Below are 21,255 nucleotides of genomic sequence, written 5' to 3' on the forward strand. Positions count from 1 at the left end.
ACCCACTTTCAGTGGTTTCTTTCAGTCGGCTTTAGCCGAAACCCGCGAATTCCATTCGCAACCCAAACCTATGGACTTCCAGTCCATAGTCGTTTAGTTGCAGGTCTGAGCTTTCATTTGCTCAAACGACCTGTTTATTATTGATTTAACCCTTATTGCTCAATCTGCGCCGCCGTGGCTCCCCTCTCCTTTGGAGAGGGGCCGGGGGTGAGGTTGCGGCGGGGAGGGCGACCAGCACATGCTCACAGTAGAAAAAATCGGCGGCACTTCCATGACCGCCTTCGCCGATGTCCTCCAGAACATCATCTTCCACAACCGCCAGGGCGCGGCGCTATACAACCGCATTTTCGTGGTCTCCGCCTACGCCAACGTCACCAACTGGCTGCTCGAAAATAAGAAAACCGGCGCCCCCGGCGTGTACCACCGCATCACTCAGCACCAGGAGTTTCGGGCGGCGCTGCAGGAAGTGGCCGCGCAACTCAAAGAGCTGAACAAAGACTATGAACCCTTGGGCCTCGACTTGGTCGTGGCCGACGCCTTCATTGAGCAGCGCATCGACCAGGCCCAGACCTACCTCGAAAGCCTCACCAACGTGCTGGCCTCGGGCTACGTGAACAGCACCAACATCTTGCAGGCCGCCCGCGAAATCCTGGCCTCGATAGGGGAGGCGCACTCGGCCTTCAACTCCGTTAATATTCTACAAAACCGGGGCCTGAACGCCACGCTGGTCGACCTCAGCGGCTTTGAGGATGCGCGGGCCCTGACCATCGATGAGCGAATTCAGCAAGCCTTCGCCGGCATTGCGTTTGCCGAAACCATCTGCGTGGCCACCGGCTATACCAAGGGCACCGAGGGCATCATGCGGGAGTTCGACCGCGGGTATTCGGAGGTCACCTTCAGCAAAATTGCCGTGGCGGTGCGGCCGGGGGAGGCCATTATTCACAAAGAATACCACCTCTGCTCCGCCGACCCGAACCTGGTGGGCCTGGATAATTGCCGCCCCGTGGGCTTCACCAACTACGACGTGGCCGACCAGCTCGCCGACGTGGGCATGGAGGCCATTCACCCCAAAGCTTCGAAGCCGCTGGAGATAAACGCCATCGACCTGCGCATCAAAAACACCTTTGAGCCTGGGCATCCTGGCACGCTCATCACCCGCGACTTCGTGGCCGCCCGCAAGCACATCGAAGTCATCACCGGCACCGACAAAGTGGTGCTCATCGACATCCACGACCCGCTAATGGTGGGCACGGCCGGCTTTGACCTGCACCTCATGCAGGTGTTCTACGACCTCGACGTGAGCTACATTTTCAAGGCCACCAGCGCCAACAGCATCACCCTGCTCATCTGGCAGAAAGACCTGCACCCGCCGCTGCTGGCCGCCCTGCACGCCAAGTACGAAAAGGTCACCATCGAAGACGCCGCCCTGGTCTGCCTCATCGGCTCCAACATCGACGAGCCTGGCCTGCTGGCCCGCGCCGCCGGCGCCCTGGCCGAGGCTGGTATCAACATCCGCAGCGCCGGCTTCGCGTTGCGAAAGGTGAACATCCAGTTCATCGTGGGCCGCGAGGAATACCAGCCTGCCATCGTGTCCCTAAACGCGGCTTTGGGCATGTAGAGACGCATATTTGCGTCTCAGCGTCCGCGCCGTCCGAGTAAACTTTACCCGCGTCAACTCTCAACACTAAGGCCCCAAGCCTTGCGTTTCTACCTAGTTTCTTCTTCCGGCCCACCGCTACCATGACGCTTCGCCAGTTTCTAATCTTCACGGCTGTTTCGTTGCCGGCTTGCGTTCTGCTCATTCTGTTTCTTGACCAGCCGCTCGCGTTATTTTTCCATCGATACCTGGCCGGTGGCATCCCGTTTTTTGCGGCCTACACTAACTTGGTCGATGCTGGCTATGATGCCGCGATGCGAGTTCAGATTTTCGGGTTTCCCGCCTTGTGGATGCTGCTGTTGCTGGGGTTTGGGGCGGGCCGCTGGGGACTGAGGCAGCGCTGGGCCACGGTGTTGCTCATCGTGCTGCTCACCCACATTGCCAGCCAGGGCAGCGCCAATCTGCTGAAAGGAATGGTGCACCGCCTGCGGCCCGATGTGCTTTTTACCAGCGGCTATCCCGGTACCGGCCTCTGGGCAGCCGGCCCGCACAACGACTCGTTTCCTTCCGGTCACGTGGCCAGCTATTTCAGCCTATTCATGCCCCTGGCCGTAGCTTTCCCCAGGTGGCGGGTGCCGCTACTGGTGCTGCCCGCGCTGATTTTGGTGGGACGGCTGGTGCTGGGAGTGCACTACCTGTCGGACGTCTGGTTTTCGGTGTGGCTGGTCGTCGCGTTCACCTTCTTGTTTGGCCTGTTGGGGCCAACTCGCGCAGCCGGTGCCGCAACAGCGCCTGCTGAGGCGGTGAACGCAGCAGAGTAGGCCCGCCGCCCGCCCCGCGCAGGAGTATTCCCCGCGAATTGGCAGTCCGCGGTGCTGCTGCTACCTTCGTCGCGGCCGCCGCGTGGTGGTTCATAGGCTCCCTTCTGCATGAGAAACCCTGTTTACTGCTCTGCCGCCGTTGCGCTGCTGGGCCTGCTGCTGGCCACGGGCGCCACCGCCCAAACCCTGCCCGCCCCCGTGGCCGTCACCGATGCCGCCGCCGCCGCCCGCGCCGTGGCCGATACCCTTTACATCCACGAGCGCTACGTGAAGACGGAATATCAGATTGCCATGCGCGACGGCACCAAGCTCTACACCATCGTGTACGCGCCCAAGGACGCCGACCAGGTGCGCTACCCCATCATGCTCAACCGCACGCCCTACTCCATTGGGCCGTACGGGCCGGGCCGCTACAAAACCAACATCAGCCCCAGTAGCACCATGCTGCACGAGGGCTACATCTTCGCGTTTCAGGACGTGCGCGGCCGCTACATGTCGGAAGGCCAGTTCGTGGACATGCGCCCGCAGAAGGTGAAGTACGCCGGCAAAACCGACTTCGACGAAAGCACCGACACCTTCGACACCATTGAGTACCTGGTGAAGAAGGGCCCCAAAAACAATGGGCGCGTGGGCCAGTGGGGTATTTCCTACCCAGGGTTCTACACCTCCACCGGCCTGCTCAGCGGCCACCCGGCCCTGAAAGCCGCCTCGCCCCAGGCACCCATCGCCGACTGGTTCTGGGACGATTTCCACCACAACGGCGCGTTTTTTCTGCCCCACGCTTTCAACTTCATGGCCAGTTTCGGCCTGCCGCGCCCGCAGCCCACGGCCGCCAAAAACCCGGCCTTCAAGCACGGCACGCCCGACGGCTATGATTTTTTCATGCGCCTGGGTTCGCTGAAAAACGCCGATGCCAATTACTACAAAGGCCAGGTGGGCTTCTGGAACGAGCTAACCCAGCACCCCAACTACGACGCCTTCTGGGAAGCCCGCAATTTGCGGCCGCATCTGAAAGATATCAAAGCTGCCGTGCTCACCGTGGGCGGCTTCAACGACGCCGAAGACCTGTTTGGCGCCCTGAAAACCTACGAGAGCATCGAAAAGCAGAACCCCCGCATCGCCAATCGCCTCGTGATGGGCCCCTGGATACACGGCGGCTGGGCCCGCGGCACCGGCGAAATGCTCGGCAACGTGGCCTACGGCCCCTCGCCGTCCTACTGGTACCAGGAAAACGTGGAAGCCCCCTTTTTCAAATCCTACCTGAAAGACCCCAAGCCCACCGCTGCCACCAAGCTGGCCGAAGCCTACGTGTTCGAGGGCGGTACCAACCAGTGGCGCACTTTCGACGCTTGGCCGCCCAAAGCCGCCCAGGACCGCACCATGTACTTCCAGCCCAACGGCAAAATCAGCTTCGAGCAGCCCGCCAGCGGCTCGGAGTTTGACCAGTTCTTGAGCGACCCGGCGCACCCCGTGCCCTTCACCGAAGCCACCGCCGTGGGCATGACCCGCGAGTACATGACCGACGACCAGCGCTTCGCCAGCCGCCGCCCCGACGTGCTCACCTACCAGACCGACGTGCTCACCGACGACCTCACCCTGGCCGGCCCCATCCAGGCGCTGCTGCAAGTAGCCACCACCGGCTCCGACGCCGATTGGGTGGTGAAAATCATCGACGTGTACCCCAACGACACCCCCGACAACCCCCGCACCCGGCCCGGCGTGCGCCTCGGCGGCTACCAGCAAATGGTGCGCTCCGAAGTCATGCGCGGCCGCTTCCGCAACAGCTTCGCCAAGCCCGAGCCTTTCACGCCCGGCCAGGTTACGCCCGTGCCCTTCACTGTGCAGGACCTCATGCACACCTTCCAAAAAGGCCACCGCCTCATGGTGCAGGTGCAAAGCACCTGGTTCCCCCTGGTCGACCGCAACCCCCAGAAGTACATCGACAACATCTACCAGGCCGAGGAAAGTGACTTTCAAATAGCCACCCACCGCCTGTACCATTCGCCCGCCAGCGCGTCTAAGCTGGTGGTGAAGGTGCTGTAAATACAACCGGAAACAACTCGGTTTGCACAGAGCGATAAAGAGAAAGAGGCGGCCGTAAGGTCGCCCCTTTGCTTTTAAATGCTTTGATAACTAATGCTTAGAGTATTGTTGTTGAACGAAACCGTCTGCCAGTGCTGCTTTAAGTTGTTCAACGCAAGCCGCAACATTCTGCGTCTCTAGCCCCACACTAATCCTGGAAGAGCGCTGAGCATTTCCTTGCAGCCAACGAAAAAGGTAGCGGGGAAAGGATGCTGCTCTAAACCCATTCAATAAATCACTATCAGAAACCTGTATTATAATTGTTAATAAAAAAACAGGTATATTACTATTGAAACCGCTGTGCCATGAACGGCACCTGCCTGTTTCAGGGCAACCAAGGGGCCCTAGTGACTTGTTCCCTTGGCTACTAAGTCGAATAACCACGCGGTTTTCGATGTAAAACCTCACCCCCAAACCCCTAAAGCCATGAACGACCAAACCGCATTAATTACTGGCGCATCGAGTGGCATCGGCTTCGAGCTGGCCCGGTGCTTTGCCCGCGACGACTACCGGGTGGTGCTGGTGGCCCGCCACCTCGACGAGCTGCGGGAAGCTGCCCGCCTGCTGCACCAGGAATTCGAGGAAGTTGATATCGTGCTGCTGCCGTTTGACCTGAGCCGGCCCGACTCTCCCGACCAGCTCTATGCCGAAACCACCGCCCGCGGCCTGCAGATTGACGCCCTGGTCAACGATGCCGGCTTCGGCGAAACCGGCTACTTCTCCGATACCGACGTGGACACGGAACTGGCCATCATTCAGGTGAACGTGGCCGCGCTGGTGCACCTCACCAAGCTGTACCTGCGCGACATGCAGGCCCGCAACGTCGGCCGGATTCTGCAGGTGGGGTCTTTGTCGTCCTTCACGCCCAGCCCCTGCCAGGCCGTGTACGCGGCCACCAAAGCCTTCGTGCTCAGCTTCACCGAAGCCGTGCAGCACGAGCTGAAACAGCAAAAATCGGCCGTTACCATGACCGTGCTGTGCCCGCCCCCCACCGACACCAATTTCTTCCGCACGGCCCACGCCGAGAACACCCGCGCCGCCCAACACACCGCCTCGGCCCGCCAGGTAGCCCAGGAAGGCTACGACGTGCTCATGGACGGCGGCGCCCGCAGCCTACCCACCATGTCGGCCAAGGTCAACTTCTTCACTAGCCTGGTGCTGCCCGATACCATGCTGGCTACCATCATGAACAACCAGCTGCACCCGGCGGCGTAGCAATCCGTTGGCGGTTTCCGGAGGCTTCAACTTCAATGGTCACAAAAAAAGGCCGCAGCACCAGTGCTGCGGCCTTTTTGGGCTATGAGAAAGCAACTTCCTTTGGGACAAGGCCCAACAACGAAACGATTTTTCTAATTTATTTGCCGGCCTTCTTGGCTTCAGCCATCAGCTCTTCGTTCATCTTCACGTAGTCGCCGTTGGGCGGCGTGGAAGCGAGCGCGCCTTTCTTGGAAGCTTCCGCGGCTTTCATGGCGCCGGCGTAGTCCTTCATTTTCAGGCGCATCTTGGCTTCCGAGTGCAGGTTCCAGAACTTGGCGTCGGTGGCGTTGGCTTTTTCCATCCAGGCCACGGCCTGCTTCATGTCCTTGTTGTTGTCGGCGTAGTACACGGCCGCGGCGGCGAGGTCGCCGGCAGCGGGAGTAGCGTTTTTGGTAATTTTTTCGTCAATCTGCGCCATCACCTTGCTGTCTACGTCGGCGGTGATTTTGAATTTGGCGCCGGTGTTGCCCCATTCCATGGCCACGTTGGCGGTGCCGGGCGTGAGGTCGGTGAAGCTGATGGTGAAGGACTCCGTTTTGCTGGCCACTTTGTACGGCTTCACGCTGAGGCGGGCCACGTCCTGGTCTTCTTTGAAGCCTTCCACGTCGGCGCCCTGCTTCAGGCTCTTGTTCAGCACCACCGTCCACTCATTGGCGCGTGGAATGGTGTAGATGCCGTACTCGCCGGCTGGTACTTTTTTGCCGTCGATGGTCACGTCATCGGAAAACTTGATGCTGGTGGTGGCGTTAGCGCCCGTGCGCCAGCGCTGGCCCAGCGGGGCCAGGGGCGTTTTGTCGCCAAACGCCGCGCGTCCTTTCAGGCTCGGCCGGGAATACACAATGGTAATATCAGTGAGGCCCACGCGCTGCATGACGGTGCTTTGGGGGCTGGCCGCGGGCGTACGGATTTGGGCCTGGGCAGCAGGGGCAGCCAGCATCGTAACGGCCGTGGCGAAGGCAACAGGAAGAGTCAGCAAGAACTTGCTCATCGGTAAAGGGGAAATGGTTGATTAGGGAAATAAAAGTACGAAACCCGCGCTTAGGGCGCGGGTTTTGAAGGCAGAATAAGTCTAACTCTGTATTTGTAGATATTTTTCGGTCTGATTCTTAGCTCAGCTCAAACTGCAGCTTCAGCAGGTTCGCATACAGGCCGTTGTCGTTATCGGCCAGCTCCTCGTGCGAGCCTTGCTCCACGATGCGGCCACCATCGATGACCAGGATTTTATCGACTTTGCGAATCGTGCTCAGGCGGTGGGCGATGATGATGGAAGTGCGGTTTTTCATCAGCTCATCCATGGCGCCCTGTACCAGCTTTTCCGACTCGGAATCCAGCGCGGAGGTGGCTTCGTCGAGCAGCAGGATAACCGGGTTTTTCAGGATGGCGCGGGCAATGGCCACGCGCTGGCGCTGCCCGCCCGAGAGCTTGATGCCGCGCTCGCCCACCACCGTATCCAGGGCTTCGGGGAAGGAAGAAATAAACTGCCAGGCATTGGCCTTGCGCGCGGCCGCGATGATTTCCTCGTCGGTAGCGGAGGTATTGCCGTAGGCAATGTTCTCGCGGATGCTGCCGCCGAAAAGCAGCGTTTCCTGCGGCACGATGCCGATGTGGCGGCGCAGCTCCGTCAGGTCGAAGCTGTTGATGGGCCGGTTGTCAATCAGGATTTCACCGCCGCTGAGCTCGTAAAACTGCATGAGCAGCGACACAATGGTGCTTTTGCCCGCCCCGCTGGGGCCGACTAACGCAATTTTTTCGCCGGAAGTAATGTCAAACGAAATGTCCTGCAACACCGGCAAATCGGGCCGGGTAGGGTAGGTGAAGGCTACGTTGCGGTACTCAATGTTGCCGCGCAGTTGCAGTGGCGCTTGGCCGGCCGGAAGTGGCAAATGAGTGGGCTCGCTCGCTTCATCCAGAATTTCCAGAATGCGTTCCGAAGCGCCCAGCGTGCTTTGGACCTTACCGTACAGCTCACCCAGGCCCGCCACCGAGGCGCCGATAAACATGGTATAAAGCGCAAACGACGTGAGGTCGCCAATGGTCATCTGGCCGGTTTGGGTGAGCGTGGCCGCCCGCCACAGCACCAGAATAATGCCCCCGAACAAGCCGATGATAACGAAGGATACAAAAGCGCCGCGGTACAGATTGCTTTTCAGGGCGGCCCGCACCGTATTGGTGAGCGAGGCTGTGTAGCGGCGCGTTTCAAACTGCTCGTTGGTAAACGCCTTCACGGTGTTGATGCCTTGCAGCGTTTCTTCCACCACCACGTTGGCCTTGGCCAATTCGTCCTGCGTAAGTTTCGACAGCACCCGGATTTTGCGGCCGAAAACCATGGCCAGCACCACAATGGGCGGGAAAGTGGCCAGCATAAACAGCGAGAGCTTTACCGACACCAGCATGATAAAGATGATGCCCGCCAGCAGCGTGGTCACCTGCCGGAACAGCTCGGCCAGAGTCAGCGAAAACGTGTCCTGAATCTGGGCCACGTCGGAGGTAATGCGGGAGGTGATGGCACCCACCCGGTTTTTCTCAAAATACGGAATGGGCAAGCTCACAAACTTGGCGTAGAGCGCCTGCCGGATGTCGCGCACCGTGAACTCGCTCACGCGGGTAAAAAACCAGATGCGCCCGAACGAGAAAATCCCCTGCAGCACGATGACGCCGAACAGCCCCAGCGCAATGCGGTTGATGCCCACCGAGAGCCCGCCCGGCAAGGCCACGGCCCGGCCGTTGGCCACGTCCACCAGCTTGCCTATTATCCACGGAAAGAGCATGGTGGTACTGCTGCTGAGCACGAGCAGCACCATGCCCGCGATGAAAGTGCCCCGGTAGGGCAGCACGTAGCGGAACACCCGCAGGCTGCGCCGGAAGGCTTCTTTGGTTAACTTGGGCTTGGGGGCGTCGGGCGCGCCGTCGCCGCTGGTATTCAATCCGCTACGGGCCATTCAATACTTGGAAATCAGGGGCATGCGTGGGCGGTGCCCGCGCATAAATTAAAATTAGTGCTTTTGCTTGTTGAGGGGCAGGCGGCGGGTTTGCTCCACTTTCATCTCACCGGCGCCCCCAAAGGGCACGGGCAGCTGAATGAGCACCGGCAGCGGCCGGCCGCGCCGCATGGCGGGCTGCCAGCCGTTCATCAGGGCCACCACGCGCAGGGCTTCGGCGTCGCACTCGGGCGAGAGCGGCTTGGCCACCACGGGGTTGGTCACGGTGCCGTCCACGTTCACGGTGGCATTCACGAACACCACGCCGGAGAGCTGCTTGGCTTTTGCGGCGACCGGGTAGTTGATGTTTTGCAGGAAAAAGAGGCCCAGCGCCTGCTCACCGCCGGGGTACACCGGGGCGCGGTCGGGGCGATTGGCGGCGGGCCTGGCCTGCACCTGCATTTCGCCCGGCTTGAGCACAATGGTTTTCTGGTCGGTAGCCGCGGGCGCGGGTTGCTGCGCAAATGCCGCCGGGGAGGCCACCAGGGCCACTAAAAGCGAGAAAAAAGGTTTGTTCATAGCGGGGATAGGATGGGGGCTGCCTTTGTGAGGTAGACGAGCCCGCCGGTATAATATTTCGACAGTCCGATAAATAGCTAAACCGCCGCCTGGGGCAACGGGTTCACATCGGCGGGCCGCGAAATGGCCAGCAGGCCCAGGTACACCAGCGCGCCGTTGAGCAGCAGGATTTCAAAACCGAACTTGTAGCCGTTCAGCCATTCCACGGAGTGCGACACAATGAGCCAGGTCAGGAGCACGGCCGTGACGCAGGTGGGCAGCACAAACCGGTCGCGTAGGTTGCGTTTGGTGAGAATGCCGAAGGCAAAAAGCCCCAGCAGCGGCCCGTAGGTAAAGCCCGCCGCCTTGTAAACCGCATCAATCAGACTCTGGTTATTGTACACCCTGAAAATCAAGATGATAACAATCAGCACCACCGACCAACCCAGGTGCGTGAGCTGGCGCAGCGTGGTCTGCCGGCTTTCCGGGTACTGCTGAATGTTCAGGAAATCGACGCAGAACGACGTAGTGAGCGAGGTCAGGGCCGAGTCAGCCGAGGCGTACGTCACGGCGATAATGCCCAGAATGAAGATGACGCCCGCCACCAGCGAAAACTGCGTGGTGGCCAGGAACGGGAATACCTTGTCTGTATTCAGCGAGCCGTTCAGGTTCAGCAGCTGTGGCAGCTGCTCCAGCTGCAGGCCGCGGGCCGCCGCGTATTGGTACATGAGCACGCCCAGCGTAAGGAACATGATGTTGACGCCCACAATCACGGGCGTGAACCAGAACAGGTTTTTCTGGGCCTCGCCCAGGCTGCGGCAGCTCAGGTTTTTCTGCATCAGGTCCTGGTCGAGCCCGGTCATTACGATGGTGATGAACATGCCGGAGGCAAACTGCTTCCAGAAGAACTTATCGTCCCGAAAATCCGAGAAATACACCTGCGACATGGGGCTGTCCAGCACCGAAGATACCAGCTGCTTGAATCCGTAGTTGAGCTCATCGGCCATGAAGTAGATGCTCAGGCCCACGCAGCTCAGCATGGCCAGCGTCTGGAAGGTATCGGTCCAGAGAATGGTTTTCAGGCCGCCCTTAAAGGTGTAGAGGTAGATGAACATGATGCTGACCACCACCGTCACGGAAAACGGCACGCCCATGGCATCAAACACGGCCAGCTGCAACACGCCCGCCACCAGGTACAGCCGCAGGGCCGAGCCCAACGACCGGGAAATCAGAAAGAACAGCGCCCCGGTTTTGTAGCTCCAGTAGCCAAACCGCTGCTCCAGATACGTATAGATGGACACCAGCCGCAGCCGGTAGTACAGCGGCATCAGCACGGTGCCAATGACCACGTAGCCGGCCACAAAGCCCATGGCCACCGCCAGGTAGCTCCAGCTTTTGCCGTACACGTTGCCCGGCACCGATATAAACGTTACCCCCGAGAGGGAGGTGCCAATCATGGCAAACGCCACCATGTACCACGGCGAGTTGCGGTTCGCTACAAAGAAACTTTCGCTCGTGGCCCCCCGCGAGGTGAGAAGGGCAATGACGATGAGAACAGCAAAATAGCCTCCAACGAGGCTTAATACGAGAGTAGGTGACATTTTTTAAGCTGTTAGCCAATGGCTATTAGCTGTTAGCTTTTAGTAGCAACAGCGCAACAGGAAGCCGCAAAGCTAACAGGTAGCAGCGTGGGCGCCAGCAGTGTGCTACTGCTCAATGCTACGTTACCTACTACAAAAAGCTAACTGCCAAAAGAAACCTACTCCCATTCCTGCCAGCGCATGACCTCGCCCACGGCGGGCGCGTGCAGCTCGCCGCGCAGCATGCCGCTGGCCGCGATGTCGGTGAGCTGCCGGAGCGGCTCGGAAGCGGGCTCGTCCGATAAGTCAAACGTGCCGTAGTGCATGGGCACCACGTGGCCGGCCCGCAGCACATTGGCGGCCTTTGCGGCTTCGTGCGGGTTCACGTGGCTCTGGGCCATCATGTAGGCCGGTTTGTAGGCGCCAATGGGCATGAGCACGGTATCGATGGGGCCAAACAGCTTTTCAATGGCCTCAAAATGGTCGCCGTAAGCCGTGTCGCCCGCAAAGTACAGGAGCTTGTCGGCGGGGCGGTCCCGAATCAGGAAGCTGCCCCACAGCACGCGGTTCACATCGGCCAGGCTTCGGCGGTGCCAGTGGGCGGCGGGCAGGTAATAAATATCCAGCGGCGAATCGGGGCCCAGGTCGTACTGCTGCCACCAGCTGGCTTCCTGCACCGCAATGCCCGGTGCCATGTCGCGCAGCAGCCCGGCCATGCGCAGGGACGAGAGCACCTGCATTTGCGGGTTCTGCGCGGCCAGCAGGCGCATGGTTTTTTCATCCAGGTGGTCGCGGTGCCCGTGCGAGAGCAGCAGGTAATCGATGCCGCGCACCGCTTTGGGCCGGCAGGGCAGGGCGTGGCGGTGCCGCAGCCCCAGCGAGTCGAACAGCACCGGGTCGAAGAGCAGCGTGACGCCCGCCACACGCAGCAGGAAACTGGCATGGCCCAGCCACACCAGCAGGTCCTCGGTAGCCGAAAAAGCGGCGTCGCACTCCACCACGGCCGGCACCCAGGTGTCGGCCTTCTTCTCCGCTTTCTGCGGGTTGGTCGAAAGCTGCCACTTCAACAGCGCGGAAAGTGCGGGTTCGAACAGCTCTTCGCCGTTGGCAAATTCGTTGCCGAATACCTTATTGCCGGGGTAGCCGGCGCGCACCGTGGGCAGCTGCTCGTTGCGGAGGTAAGAAATGCGTTTGGCCATCTTCTGACAAGGATAAAAAAACGCCCGGCTACGCGAGGTAATCGGGCGTTGTACCATTTACTGGGGAAACGAAACCAAGACGCTGCGCTTTAGTTCGAGGCCTGGCTGGCCAGCCAGGCTTCCCGCAGCGCCTTTTGAGCGGGCGTGGATGCTGTCTTTCCTGCTTCTTCCACCGGTTTCACCTGCCCGTTGGGGTCTTCATCCAGAATGAGCTGCGTGATTCTTTCCTCGCCGCTGCGGGTTTTCACCTTCACAAAAACCGCGTCGCTGGGCTTGTGCTTGCGCAGCACGCCTTCCAGGTCGGCCGCGCTTTTCAGCTCTTTTCCATCCAGCATCACCAGCTGGTCGCCCCGGTCAATACCGGCTTTGTAGAGGCCCGAGCCGGTCTGGGTGTTCGCCGCCACCAGGCAGTGCCCTTCGCCGTCGAACTCCAGCTGGCGCTGCAGGGCCGTGCCCAGCACCCGCGCCGGAACCACCGCCAGGCCGGCCGCCAGCAGGCTTTCGGCGAAGCGCGGCTGCTCGCGGCCGTACACGTGCTGCCGGAAAAACCGGTTGGCAAACGCCGTGTCCTTGCTCACTTCGCCCAGCACGCGCTGCAGGTCCTTCACCGTGTAGGGGTTGGTGGGCGTGTAGGCCTTTTGCTTCTGGCCGTACTGCTGCCACACGGCCTGCATAAATTTGTCCAGGGTGGTGCGGTGGCTGTGCCGCAACTCCAGGTCGAGCACCAGCGCAATGCCCGCGCCCTGGTCGTAGTACGACAGGTAGGTGTTGGCCGCGTTGAGCGGGGCTATGCTGGTGCCGGCATCCATAAACGCCGCCTGCCGGCTCATCTCAATGGGGGAGGCGTAGCGGGCGCCGGGACTGTTCTGCCGCAGGTTCACCCACCTGGCAATATCTTCCAGAAATTCGCTGTCCTTGAGTAAGTTGGCCCGGCGCATGGCCAACCGGCCATAGTACTGCGTGAAGCCTTCGGCAAACCACAGGGCGTCGCTCATATTGGCGCGCTGGAAATCGAAGGGCTCCAGGTCGCGCGGGCGCAGGCGCTCCACGTTCCAGGCATGGAAAAATTCGTGCGATACCGTGCCCAGGTTGCGCGTGCCGGCTGCTTCGGTTAGCGGGCGGGGGCTGGTCACCGAGGTCGAGTTGCGGTGCTCCATGCCGTCGCTGGTGGCCTGGGGCAGGTAGTTGGCAACAAACGTGTAGCGTCCAAAGTCAAACGTTGGCAGCTCGCCAAAAATGGCTTTCTGCTCCTTCACTACCTGCTGCACCTTCTTGGCATACGCATCCACCTCGGCCACCGGGCCCGCATAGAGCGTGGCCAGCTCAATGGTCTGGTCGCCTTCCAGCCAGCTGCGCACCTGCTGCGCGCCCAACGACACCGGACTGTCCATCAGGTACTGCAGGTTGGGCGCCGTGAAGGTATTTTTATCGGCCCCGGGGCGCAGCTGCGTGGCTACTTTCCAGGTGGGCGGCAATTCAAATTTCACCTCCGCCGGCCGGCCTTCCAGGCCCGTGGCGTAGCACAGTGTCGCGGGAATGTTCAGATGGGCGTGTTGCTGGTCGATGCCCGCGTAGGTACCGTCGGTGCGGTCGCCGTACAGCGTGTAGCTAAATACCACGGTGCCGTCGGCGCCCGGCGTCACGTCCCAGCCGTAAGGGTCGGGGCGGTTCAGCGGCAGCGGGTGGTTGCTGCCATCAGTAGCCGCCACGTAATACACAAACTTCGCAAACTCGTGCAGGGCGTAGCGCCCTGGCGAGCTGCGCGCCATGCGCACGCGCAGCGGCCCCTTGGGCAGGCCCGAAAACGTTGCGGTCACCTTCGCTTCGTGGTGCACCGCGTTGGGAAACGACAACGCGTAGCGCACCGCCGGGCCGGTATCAGGCTTGGCCTGTGCCTGCGCCTCGCTTGCTCCACCCGCCAGGGTTAATAGAAGGGCGGCTGTAATGGTGAATTTCATAGCGAATGAGGATGATAAGCCCAAAATAAAGGGGCCAGTGGAATGAATGAGGCCGTACAAAGTTGCGGAAAAATCACAGTACCGCCGCCCCGCTACGCCTCGGTAAACACGGTGGCCTCCATGCCTCCTCCATAAAATACCGTGGTGCGCTTCGGGCGGAGTCCGAGGCGCGCCAGCGCCGGGTGCAGGTCCGGCAGTTCGCGGGCCCGCAGGCCGGTGGTGAGGCGGAAAAAGGCGTACATCAGCCGAAGCAGCACCCAGCGCCAGCCCCGGTGGGCGGGGCGGAAGTCGGCCAGGAGCCACACTGCCCCGGGCCGCATGGCCGCCCGCAGCCGCGCCAGGGCCTGCGTAATTTCGCTGGCGGAAATGCAGTCCAGCACAAAAAAGGTGACCAGTGCCTCAAACCTTTCGTGGGGCTGCAGCATGGCCTGCGTGCCGTGCCGGAACTCCACCTGGGCGGCTGCCTGCGGCATCTCGCGGTGCAGCCGGGCCTGGGCACGGGCCAGCATCCTGGTCGAGGCCTCCAGGTACAGGACCGTGGCTTCGGGGCGCAGCTGCAGCACCTCGTTGAGCACCCAGCCCGTGCCGCCGCCCAGCACCAGCACCCGGGGTGCCCCCGCGGGCAGGCCCGCCAGCGCGGCCCGCTGGGCCTTTTTCAGCGCGGGGCCAAACACCAGCCCGGCCATGGCGTCGTAGCACCAGGCTACGGCATCAAAACCCGTGGGCAGTTGGGACGACGGTGGCAGGTGGGAGGTGCCGGCAGCAGGGTTGGGCATGCAAAAAACAGAAACAGTCAAGAAACTATGCGCAAGCAAGTAACTGAGAAACAATCCCCGATGCCCTTGGAGCAGCACAAAACACGAAAAAAAAGCGGCGTGTGTTGCGCCGCTGCGAAATAGGGCCGTATCTTTGTGTCATCAAAAGGTCGCATTTTTCTAACGGAAAGAGCGGCTTTTTGTCCACTGCATGCGCTTGTGGCGAAATTGGTAGACGCGCTGTCTTCAGGCGGCAGTTCCGCAAGGTGTGGGAGTTCGAGTCTCCCCGAGCGCACGTTTCTGAAAAAGCCAGCCCATTTGGGCTGGCTTTTTTCGTTTTGCGTATTTGGGCTATAACCCCGCAGCCGCGCCCCTGTTGGCTCACCCCAAGTGCCTATGAACCGCTTCACGTCCCGCTTACTAACGCTCATTGGCCTGCTCACGGCCGAAGTGGTGCTCGGCGCTGTGCTATTTGTGGCAGGATTTGCCCTGTTTTTCTACATGAGCCGGGTGGTGTTTGTGCACCACTCCATGGCCCTCGACGATTGGGCGGGGGGGCTAATGGACGAGCTGCGGTACCGGTTTCCCGACCTCACCGGCCCGATGCGGTTCGTTACCTTTTTTGCGGCCCTGCCCTTTTTGTTGCCGGTAGGCATTGCGGTGCCGGTGTTGCTGCACCGCGCCGGCCACACCCGCGAAGCCTGGCACCTGGTGCTGGCCATGCTCGGCGGCATCATCCTCAACCAGCTCCTGAAGACGTATTTCAACCGGCCGCGGCCCAGCAATGCCCTGCTGCAAACCCTGGGCCTGAGCTTTCCCAGCGGCCACGCCATGCTGGCCGTTACGTTCTACGGCTGCCTGGCTTGGCTGCTGGCCCGGCACTTTGGGCGGCCGGGATGGGTGGTGCCGCTGCTGCTGTGGACCCTGCTTATCGGGCTCACGCGCGTGTATCTGCACGCCCACTACGCCACCGACGTGCTGGCGGGCTTTGCCGGCGGAGCCGCCTGGCTCGTGGCCTGTCGCCTTGGCATCCGGCTTTTCTGGAAAGAAGAAAAAGAGGTGATGGGGGCCGATACCCTGTCGGAATAAGCCACGCAGCACACGGGGCGATGCCGGGCCGTAGCAGCCCCACATCGCCCCGTTTCTGGTTCCGTAGTTGCTTGCCGCTATAGCCGCACGCGCACGCGCAGGGCCAGCAGGCCCTTCACGCCCTGCAACTCTTCCAGCTCCAGCTCTTCGACGTCGGATTCGAGTAGGCCTCGGTCCTGCAGGTAGTCAATGTACTCGTAGTACTCCACGGCTTCGCGGGTTTGGGCGTACACCAGCGCAATGGTACCGGGCTGCGTCAGTCGCTCGCCGGTGCCCATAACCGTCGCCTTGTCAATCCGCTTCTTGATGATTTCGTAGCGGATGTTGTACGCGCCGTCCACGTCAAACTGCCGCTCGTCCTGCCGGAACCGGATGCTGAGCGGCTGCCCGTGAATGAGAATCAGCTGGGTGGTGTCCAGCGGGACGGGCAAGGTGGCCTTCAGCGCGGCGGTGCGCCGCGTGATTTCAACCATGGTCAGCAGTTGCCACAGGCGCAGGTTTTTCAGGAAAACCAGGTCAAACGGCTTGTTATCTACCAGCGTGCCGCCCACGTAAATGTTGAACTCCACCCCGTCGGTTTTGTACCGCTGGAAGTAGTGCGGGAACATGTGCTGCGCCTTTTCCTCTTCGTCGTCGAGGTAGTCGCTCACGGCATCGTTGAGCGTGGTCACACTGGTTTCGAAGTCCTGGCGCCGCTTATAGAGGATGCCCAGCTTGGGGTCGATGTTGCTCCAGTACTTGGTGATAACCGGCCGCAGCTCCGGCGTGTGCGCGGCCAGGTACTCAAACAGCGGCTCCACTTCGCGCTTCAACGAGTCGTAGATGTTGGCTTCGTCGCCGGAGAGCATGCCCTCATTCAGGCGCTTCAGGTTTTTGGTCACGTAGAACTTCAGCTCGTCCAGAATAGGCAGCTGCTGGAACTCGGAGGCCTTGTTTAGTACTTTTCTGGCCAGCGTGAGGTGCTCAACCAGGTCGCCCTGAATGGCTTCGTTGCGCACCGTGCTGCTGCCCCGGATGTCGCAGGAGCCGTGCAGCGGGTACACGTCTTCAAACACAATGGCTTCCATTTCGGCCGTGCGGTTGCCGGATTCAAGCTGGGTGAGCAGGTTGCGGGCCGCGTCCATAAAGCGCCACTCCATGGTGGGGTGGATGGCCGTGAATTTCTCCCGGATAATGGCGTGCACCCGGGCCTGCAGGTCCTCGGCGTTGCGTTTCACGGCCACGGCAAACAAGGGCAGGAACTGCGCCACCTTGTCGAGCTCAAACTCGTCGAGGCCGTTCACTTCGGGCGTGCCCAGCTCCAGTAAGCCCACGGTGTCGTTGCCGTAGGGCAGCAGCGCCAGAATGGCGGAGCGCGTGCCCAAGCTCATTATTTGCGCGCGCAGGTCTTCGGGAATGTCGGCCGTGGCCACGTCCTTGAGCACCAGCGGCTCCCGCTCCCGCAACAGCCGGTCGTATAGCTGCCGGAAGCTGCTGTCGGCCGACTGGTGCTGTACCTGCTTGGTGAGAAAGCTGTGGTTGATTTTGCGTCCGAAATCCACAAACGCCCGCTTTTTCTCGTCGTACGCCGCAATGCCAAGCTGCAGCGAAGGCTGCGCAAACAGCACCCGCAGCTTCTCCTGAATCTGCTCGAACCGGGCCGGGGTTTGCAGCACGTCGCGTTCCAGCAGGTCGTATTTCAGCTCCGAGAGTATCTCCTGGTCCGTGATGTCCACCAGCTGGATGACGTTGAAGCCCTCCAGCTCAAAATGCTCGGCGGGCAGCAGCGACTGCCACAGGTCGGGCCGGTGGCGGTTGTGCACCAGCAAATCCATTTGCTCGGGCGTCAGCACCGGCGGCTCGCCTACCACCTTCACGTTCACAAAGTCCGAGTTGAAATCAACTCCGTAGTGCCGGTACAGCCCAATCTGGTAGTCGGGCACCGTGAACACAATGGTGCCCAGGGGCGGCATTTCGGCTCCGTACACGCGGTGCAGCACCAGGTGGTACGCCATCAGGCCCATCTGCCGGTCCATGGCGGCCATGTCAATGTTGAGCGGCTGCTTGATGATGCCCTCCTTGTTCAGCATCACCTCCTGAAACAGCGGCGTGGAGTAGAAGCTGCGCCGCTGAAACGGCGCCACCACGCCGCTGATGTCGGAGGCAAAGGACGCCGGTGGGAACACCGCCAGCATCAGGGTTTCTACCAGGTCGCAGTTGCATTCCAGCACCGAATAGTCGGTGAGCGGGCCGCGGGCCAAAGGCGCCTGGGCCACCTGCTCGCCAATGGCCCGCGCCAGCAGCACCACCCCGGCATTGCTGGCCTGCTCGCGCTTGGTCCAATAGTCAATCAGCGGCTCCAGGCTGAGCGTGGAGCGGAAGGGAAAAGCGAAGGGCGCATCCAGTTTCGGTACGGTGGATACCGGCGGGGGCGTCAGGGTAGGGGAGTCAGCGGGCATGGGGACGATAATATACCGGTTGCGGGCCAATGGGTGCGGCGCGGCAAGTACAAGTTATACGCAAGCCGCCTCGTCCTGGCTACTTAGTCAGCTCGATAACAGGCTTCTGGTTCAGGTCGATGGTGAAGGTACTGTCGGCGGACGTGGTGGCGCCCTTGGGCTTGGTGGCGTTCACCACTTTTTCGGTGTTGGTGTAGCAGGTGCAGCAGCCATCGCCATCGAGGCGGCCATTAAGCGACACTTCGTTGATTATGAGCAAGGTAGTAACTTCAGGCTTGCTTTTGGGCTGCTGCGCCAGGTATTGGATTACGTAGCGGTAGCCATCGAGCTTGGTGGTGCTCACCTGCGGAAAAGGGGCCGTGTTGTTAATGCGCAGGGTATCGCGGAGCTGGGCTGCCGTCCGGATTATCGTCACCGATTCCACCTTGTTGGTGGCTAAATAGGGGAGCGGCGAGCGCTGCACGACGATGGTATCCAGGTCGGCCGGCGCAAAGGCCGGCGAAAACCGCAGGTTGATGGCGTCCGCCTGGGCGTCCTGGCAGTCGCAGGTGTTGTTTGCGCAGCAGCCGCTAAAGAGCAGCGCACCCAGAAAAAAGACAGTAGTTGGACGGAAGAATATAAGAAGAGCCATAGCCACCCAAAGATAAGGCCCGTGGCGCTCGGTCCCCTCACTGGCGGGGATGGAGAGCGCCACGGGCCCCATTAAGGTCAGTGGAAGAAAGTGGCGACGGCCTACCGGCTACCGGTAACTACCGACGACGAAGGCAGCGTGGGGTTGTCCACGGTACCGCCGGCTAACAGCAGGGGCCGCAGGCGGGCCGTGGCAGTGTCGAGCTGGGGGCGAATCTGAGCCATGGCACCCCGTAGGGCAATGATGTCGGCCAGGCGCGGCGCGGTGGTTTGCGAGTAGCCGTGGTACATGGCCACTTTCACGGCGGAGGTGCCGGTACCCACGTAGGACCCGATGAGGTTGCCGGAAGCGTCGCTCACCTGCAGCTCTGCCTGCAGTGTGGTTTTGTACCATTCCAGGGGTACGCCCACTACTGCCGGCAGCAGGAAAGTAAGCACCTGAATGCCCTGCAGTCCCCGGCCCGTGCGCAGGGTTTTCACCTTTTTCACCACCAGCTTGGCGTAGCCGAAGGTGGCGGTGTCGGTGGGCTCGGTGAGGTTGGAGTGGCACTCCTGGGTGAAGAGCTTCAACGGGTCCTCGGGCAGGGCACCGTCGTTCATCGCCAGCGGGCCCTGGTCAGCCAGAATCTCCAACGCGGGCAGGCGGTTGGAAATGGCCGCTGTGGGAGGACCTTTCATCATGGACTTGACCGACACACAGGCTGGCGCTGCCAGCAGGGCCGGCGCGAAGGCCAACAGGGCGAGACGACGAGTAAGCTTCATAGATGTAAAGTAATGATAGCAAGGAGAAAAGACAAGCAAAACAGCAGAAAATACCAGCAGGCAGAGAAACACACGGCCGTGGCCGGTACCAGTCGCTAAATTACCACAAGCCCGCCATAGAATGGCCTGAATCTCGGTGAGTGGGACGAAAAAACCTGCGACTGCCCGAAAAATGGCCGCCTACTCATCTGCTTAATTCCGGCCCTGACGGGCCTTGTTCAATCACTGTGGGGTCGGGCCCCTGGTAATCGTCAATAAACTCGCCTTCCCAGCGGGCTACAACGGCCGAAGCTAGACAGTTGCCCAGCACGTTCACTGCCGTACGCGCCATATCCATCAGGGCATCAATGCCCAGAATGATGAATACCGGCCACGGCGGCAGATTGAACGAGGCCACGGTAGCCAGCAGGATTACCAAGGACGCGCGGGGCACTCCGGCCACGCCTTTGCTGGTGAGCATGAGCGTGAACACCATGAGCAGCTGCTCGCCGAAGGTAAAGGGTACGCCCGCCGCCTGCGCTACAAATACCGCCGCCAGGGAGAGGTAGAGCGTGGTGCCGTCCAGGTTGAAGGAGTAGCCCGTGGGCATTACAAACGCCACAATGCGGCGCGGCACGCCAATGCCCTCCATGGCTTCCATGGCCCGGGGCAGGGCCGCTTCAGAAGAAGTGGTGGCGAAGGCAATGCTCACGGGCTCGGCCACGGCGGCCACGAAGCGGCGCAGCGGGAGCCGTGCAATGAGGGCTACCGGCAGCAGTATCAGCAGCACGAAGGCAATGAGGGCGCCGTACAAGGTGAGCAGCAGCTGGAGGGCGTTGAAGAGCGGAGCGAAGCCCATTTTGCCCACTGTGTAGGCCAGAGCGCCGCCCACGCCCAGCGGAGCAAAGTACATCACCACGTTGGTGAATTTGAACATCACCTCCGACAGGCTCTCGCAGAACTCCAGCATCACGCGGCGGGGGCGCTCGGGCGTCATGGCCAGGCCAATGGCGAACAGAATGGCGAAGATGACCACCTGCAGCACCTGGCCCTCGGCCACGGACTTGGCAATGTTTTCGGGGAAGATGTGCAGGATGATGTCGGCGGCCGACTGCTTGGGGGCGGCGGCCAGCACTTCTTCTTTCACGCCAACTTGGCTGATGCCCACACCGGCTTTGGTGAGGTTAATGGCCGCCAGGCCGATGAAGAGGGCGAAGGTGGTCACGACTTCAAAGTAAATCAGCGACTTCAGGCCCATGCGGCCCACCTGCTTGAGGTTGGCGTGCCCGGCAATGCCCACGACCAGCGTGGCAAAAACAAGCGGCGCAATAATGGTTTTTACCAAGCGCAGGAAGGCATCGCTGAGCACTTTAAAGTTGACGGCCACTTCGGGCGCGTCGTTGCCGAGCTCAATGCCTACGAGCATGCTCACCACTATCCAGAGGGTGAGCGAGCGGCGCGGGGCCACAGCGGCGGCCACTGCCACCAGGGCCAGCCACCGCAACGCAACCGGGACCGCAACGGGCATAGCCAGTAAGTTATTTGCGGCCAGAACGGTAACTATACCGGCTATCAGCAATAGGATAGCCGCCAGGAGGGGTAAACGTGATTTCGTCATGCAACTAAAAAAGC

General features: G+C 61.1%; 16 protein-coding genes and 1 tRNA gene. 6 read left to right on the forward strand and 11 right to left on the reverse strand.

Features of this window, described 5'->3' with window-relative positions; all coding sequences use genetic code 11:
- Positions 1–238: 238 nt before the first annotated feature.
- From BEN47_RS18550 to BEN47_RS18565, 4 genes are all read left to right on the forward strand, one after another.
- Entirely contained in the window at positions 239–1,618 is a 1,380-nt protein-coding gene (locus BEN47_RS18550) for an aspartate kinase (protein WP_070730621.1), read from the forward strand.
- 122 nt (positions 1,619–1,740) lie between these two features.
- Complete coding sequence (locus BEN47_RS18555; protein ID WP_070730623.1) at positions 1,741–2,418, forward strand: phosphatase PAP2 family protein; 678 nt, start codon at positions 1,741–1,743, stop codon at positions 2,416–2,418.
- 108 nt (positions 2,419–2,526) lie between these two features.
- Positions 2,527–4,461 (forward strand): CocE/NonD family hydrolase, encoded by a 1,935-nt coding sequence (locus BEN47_RS18560; RefSeq protein WP_083322585.1) that lies wholly within the window; start codon positions 2,527–2,529, stop codon positions 4,459–4,461.
- A gap of 465 nt (positions 4,462–4,926) precedes the next feature.
- The gene (locus BEN47_RS18565) at positions 4,927–5,715 is read left to right on the forward strand and encodes an SDR family NAD(P)-dependent oxidoreductase (protein ID WP_070730625.1); all 789 of its coding nucleotides are present in this window, start codon (positions 4,927–4,929) and stop codon (positions 5,713–5,715) included.
- A 139-nt stretch (positions 5,716–5,854) separates the two neighbouring features.
- Here BEN47_RS18565 and BEN47_RS18570 read toward each other — a convergent pair whose 3' ends face one another.
- The 7 genes from BEN47_RS18570 to BEN47_RS18600 form a co-directional block, all read right to left on the reverse strand.
- Entirely contained in the window at positions 5,855–6,745 is an 891-nt protein-coding gene (locus BEN47_RS18570) for a DUF2911 domain-containing protein (protein WP_070730627.1), read from the reverse strand.
- Positions 6,746–6,863: 118 nt separating this feature from the next.
- Positions 6,864–8,696: an ABC transporter ATP-binding protein gene (locus tag BEN47_RS18575; RefSeq protein ID WP_070730629.1), complete on the reverse strand. Its 1,833-nt coding sequence runs from the start codon at positions 8,694–8,696 to the stop codon at positions 6,864–6,866.
- Positions 8,697–8,750: 54 nt separating this feature from the next.
- Positions 8,751–9,254 carry an energy transducer TonB gene (locus tag BEN47_RS18580; protein ID WP_070730631.1) on the reverse strand — a complete coding sequence of 168 codons (504 nt, stop codon included), beginning with the start codon at positions 9,252–9,254 and terminating at the stop codon, positions 8,751–8,753.
- A 77-nt stretch (positions 9,255–9,331) separates the two neighbouring features.
- A complete protein-coding gene (locus BEN47_RS18585) occupies positions 9,332–10,834 on the reverse strand; it encodes a sodium:solute symporter (protein WP_070730633.1) in 1,503 nt (500 codons plus the stop codon).
- Positions 10,835–10,992: 158 nt separating this feature from the next.
- Positions 10,993–12,012, reverse strand: coding sequence for an MBL fold metallo-hydrolase (locus BEN47_RS18590; protein WP_070730635.1), 1,020 nt, complete (start codon positions 12,010–12,012; stop codon positions 10,993–10,995).
- An 89-nt stretch (positions 12,013–12,101) separates the two neighbouring features.
- Positions 12,102–13,970 (reverse strand): M61 family metallopeptidase, encoded by a 1,869-nt coding sequence (locus BEN47_RS18595; protein ID WP_070730637.1) that lies wholly within the window; start codon positions 13,968–13,970, stop codon positions 12,102–12,104.
- Positions 13,971–14,062: 92 nt separating this feature from the next.
- Positions 14,063–14,746: a class I SAM-dependent methyltransferase gene (locus BEN47_RS18600; protein ID WP_070730639.1), complete on the reverse strand. Its 684-nt coding sequence runs from the start codon at positions 14,744–14,746 to the stop codon at positions 14,063–14,065.
- A gap of 192 nt (positions 14,747–14,938) precedes the next feature.
- Here BEN47_RS18600 and BEN47_RS18605 point away from each other — a divergent pair.
- Positions 14,939–15,020 (forward strand) — tRNA-Leu (locus tag BEN47_RS18605).
- A 101-nt stretch (positions 15,021–15,121) separates the two neighbouring features.
- The gene (locus BEN47_RS18610; RefSeq protein ID WP_070730641.1) at positions 15,122–15,814 is read left to right on the forward strand and encodes a phosphatase PAP2 family protein; all 693 of its coding nucleotides are present in this window, start codon (positions 15,122–15,124) and stop codon (positions 15,812–15,814) included.
- 77 nt (positions 15,815–15,891) lie between these two features.
- On the opposite strand, the gene BEN47_RS18615 is transcribed toward BEN47_RS18610, so the two are convergent.
- From BEN47_RS18615 to BEN47_RS18630, 4 genes are all read right to left on the reverse strand, one after another.
- Entirely contained in the window at positions 15,892–18,252 is a 2,361-nt protein-coding gene (locus BEN47_RS18615; RefSeq protein ID WP_125921807.1) for a GAF domain-containing protein, read from the reverse strand.
- A 79-nt stretch (positions 18,253–18,331) separates the two neighbouring features.
- On the reverse strand, positions 18,332–18,883 hold the full coding sequence (locus BEN47_RS18620; RefSeq protein ID WP_070730645.1) for a hypothetical protein: 552 nt from the start codon (positions 18,881–18,883) through the stop codon (positions 18,332–18,334).
- Positions 18,884–18,984: 101 nt separating this feature from the next.
- Entirely contained in the window at positions 18,985–19,644 is a 660-nt protein-coding gene (locus tag BEN47_RS18625) for a hypothetical protein (RefSeq protein ID WP_125921808.1), read from the reverse strand.
- A 184-nt stretch (positions 19,645–19,828) separates the two neighbouring features.
- Positions 19,829–21,151 (reverse strand): dicarboxylate/amino acid:cation symporter, encoded by a 1,323-nt coding sequence (locus BEN47_RS18630; RefSeq protein WP_239691661.1) that lies wholly within the window; start codon positions 21,149–21,151, stop codon positions 19,829–19,831.
- Between the last annotated feature and the right edge of the window lie 104 nt (positions 21,152–21,255).

The organism is Hymenobacter lapidarius, assembly GCF_001816145.1.
Classification (GTDB): Bacteria; Bacteroidota; Bacteroidia; order Cytophagales; family Hymenobacteraceae; genus Hymenobacter; species Hymenobacter lapidarius.

Bases quoted from the DNA above. Each gene is read 5' to 3' on its own strand.
- BEN47_RS18550 (WP_070730621.1), top strand. From the start codon at position 239: ATGCTCACAGTAGAAAAAATCGGCGGCACTTCCATGACCGCCTTCGCC.
- BEN47_RS18555 (WP_070730623.1), top strand. From the start codon at position 1,741: ATGACGCTTCGCCAGTTTCTAATCTTCACGGCTGTTTCGTTGCCGGCT.
- BEN47_RS18560 (WP_083322585.1), top strand. From the start codon at position 2,527: ATGAGAAACCCTGTTTACTGCTCTGCCGCCGTTGCGCTGCTGGGCCTG.
- BEN47_RS18565 (WP_070730625.1), top strand. From the start codon at position 4,927: ATGAACGACCAAACCGCATTAATTACTGGCGCATCGAGTGGCATCGGC.
- BEN47_RS18570 (WP_070730627.1), bottom strand. From the start codon at position 6,745: ATGAGCAAGTTCTTGCTGACTCTTCCTGTTGCCTTCGCCACGGCCGTT.
- BEN47_RS18575 (WP_070730629.1), bottom strand. From the start codon at position 8,696: ATGGCCCGTAGCGGATTGAATACCAGCGGCGACGGCGCGCCCGACGCC.
- BEN47_RS18580 (WP_070730631.1), bottom strand. From the start codon at position 9,254: ATGAACAAACCTTTTTTCTCGCTTTTAGTGGCCCTGGTGGCCTCCCCG.
- BEN47_RS18585 (WP_070730633.1), bottom strand. From the start codon at position 10,834: ATGTCACCTACTCTCGTATTAAGCCTCGTTGGAGGCTATTTTGCTGTT.
- BEN47_RS18590 (WP_070730635.1), bottom strand. From the start codon at position 12,012: ATGGCCAAACGCATTTCTTACCTCCGCAACGAGCAGCTGCCCACGGTG.
- BEN47_RS18595 (WP_070730637.1), bottom strand. From the start codon at position 13,970: ATGAAATTCACCATTACAGCCGCCCTTCTATTAACCCTGGCGGGTGGA.
- BEN47_RS18600 (WP_070730639.1), bottom strand. From the start codon at position 14,746: ATGCCCAACCCTGCTGCCGGCACCTCCCACCTGCCACCGTCGTCCCAA.
- BEN47_RS18610 (WP_070730641.1), top strand. From the start codon at position 15,122: ATGAACCGCTTCACGTCCCGCTTACTAACGCTCATTGGCCTGCTCACG.
- BEN47_RS18615 (WP_125921807.1), bottom strand. From the start codon at position 18,252: ATGCCCGCTGACTCCCCTACCCTGACGCCCCCGCCGGTATCCACCGTA.
- BEN47_RS18620 (WP_070730645.1), bottom strand. From the start codon at position 18,883: ATGGCTCTTCTTATATTCTTCCGTCCAACTACTGTCTTTTTTCTGGGT.
- BEN47_RS18625 (WP_125921808.1), bottom strand. From the start codon at position 19,644: ATGAAGCTTACTCGTCGTCTCGCCCTGTTGGCCTTCGCGCCGGCCCTG.
- BEN47_RS18630 (WP_239691661.1), bottom strand. From the start codon at position 21,151: ATGCCCGTTGCGGTCCCGGTTGCGTTGCGGTGGCTGGCCCTGGTGGCA.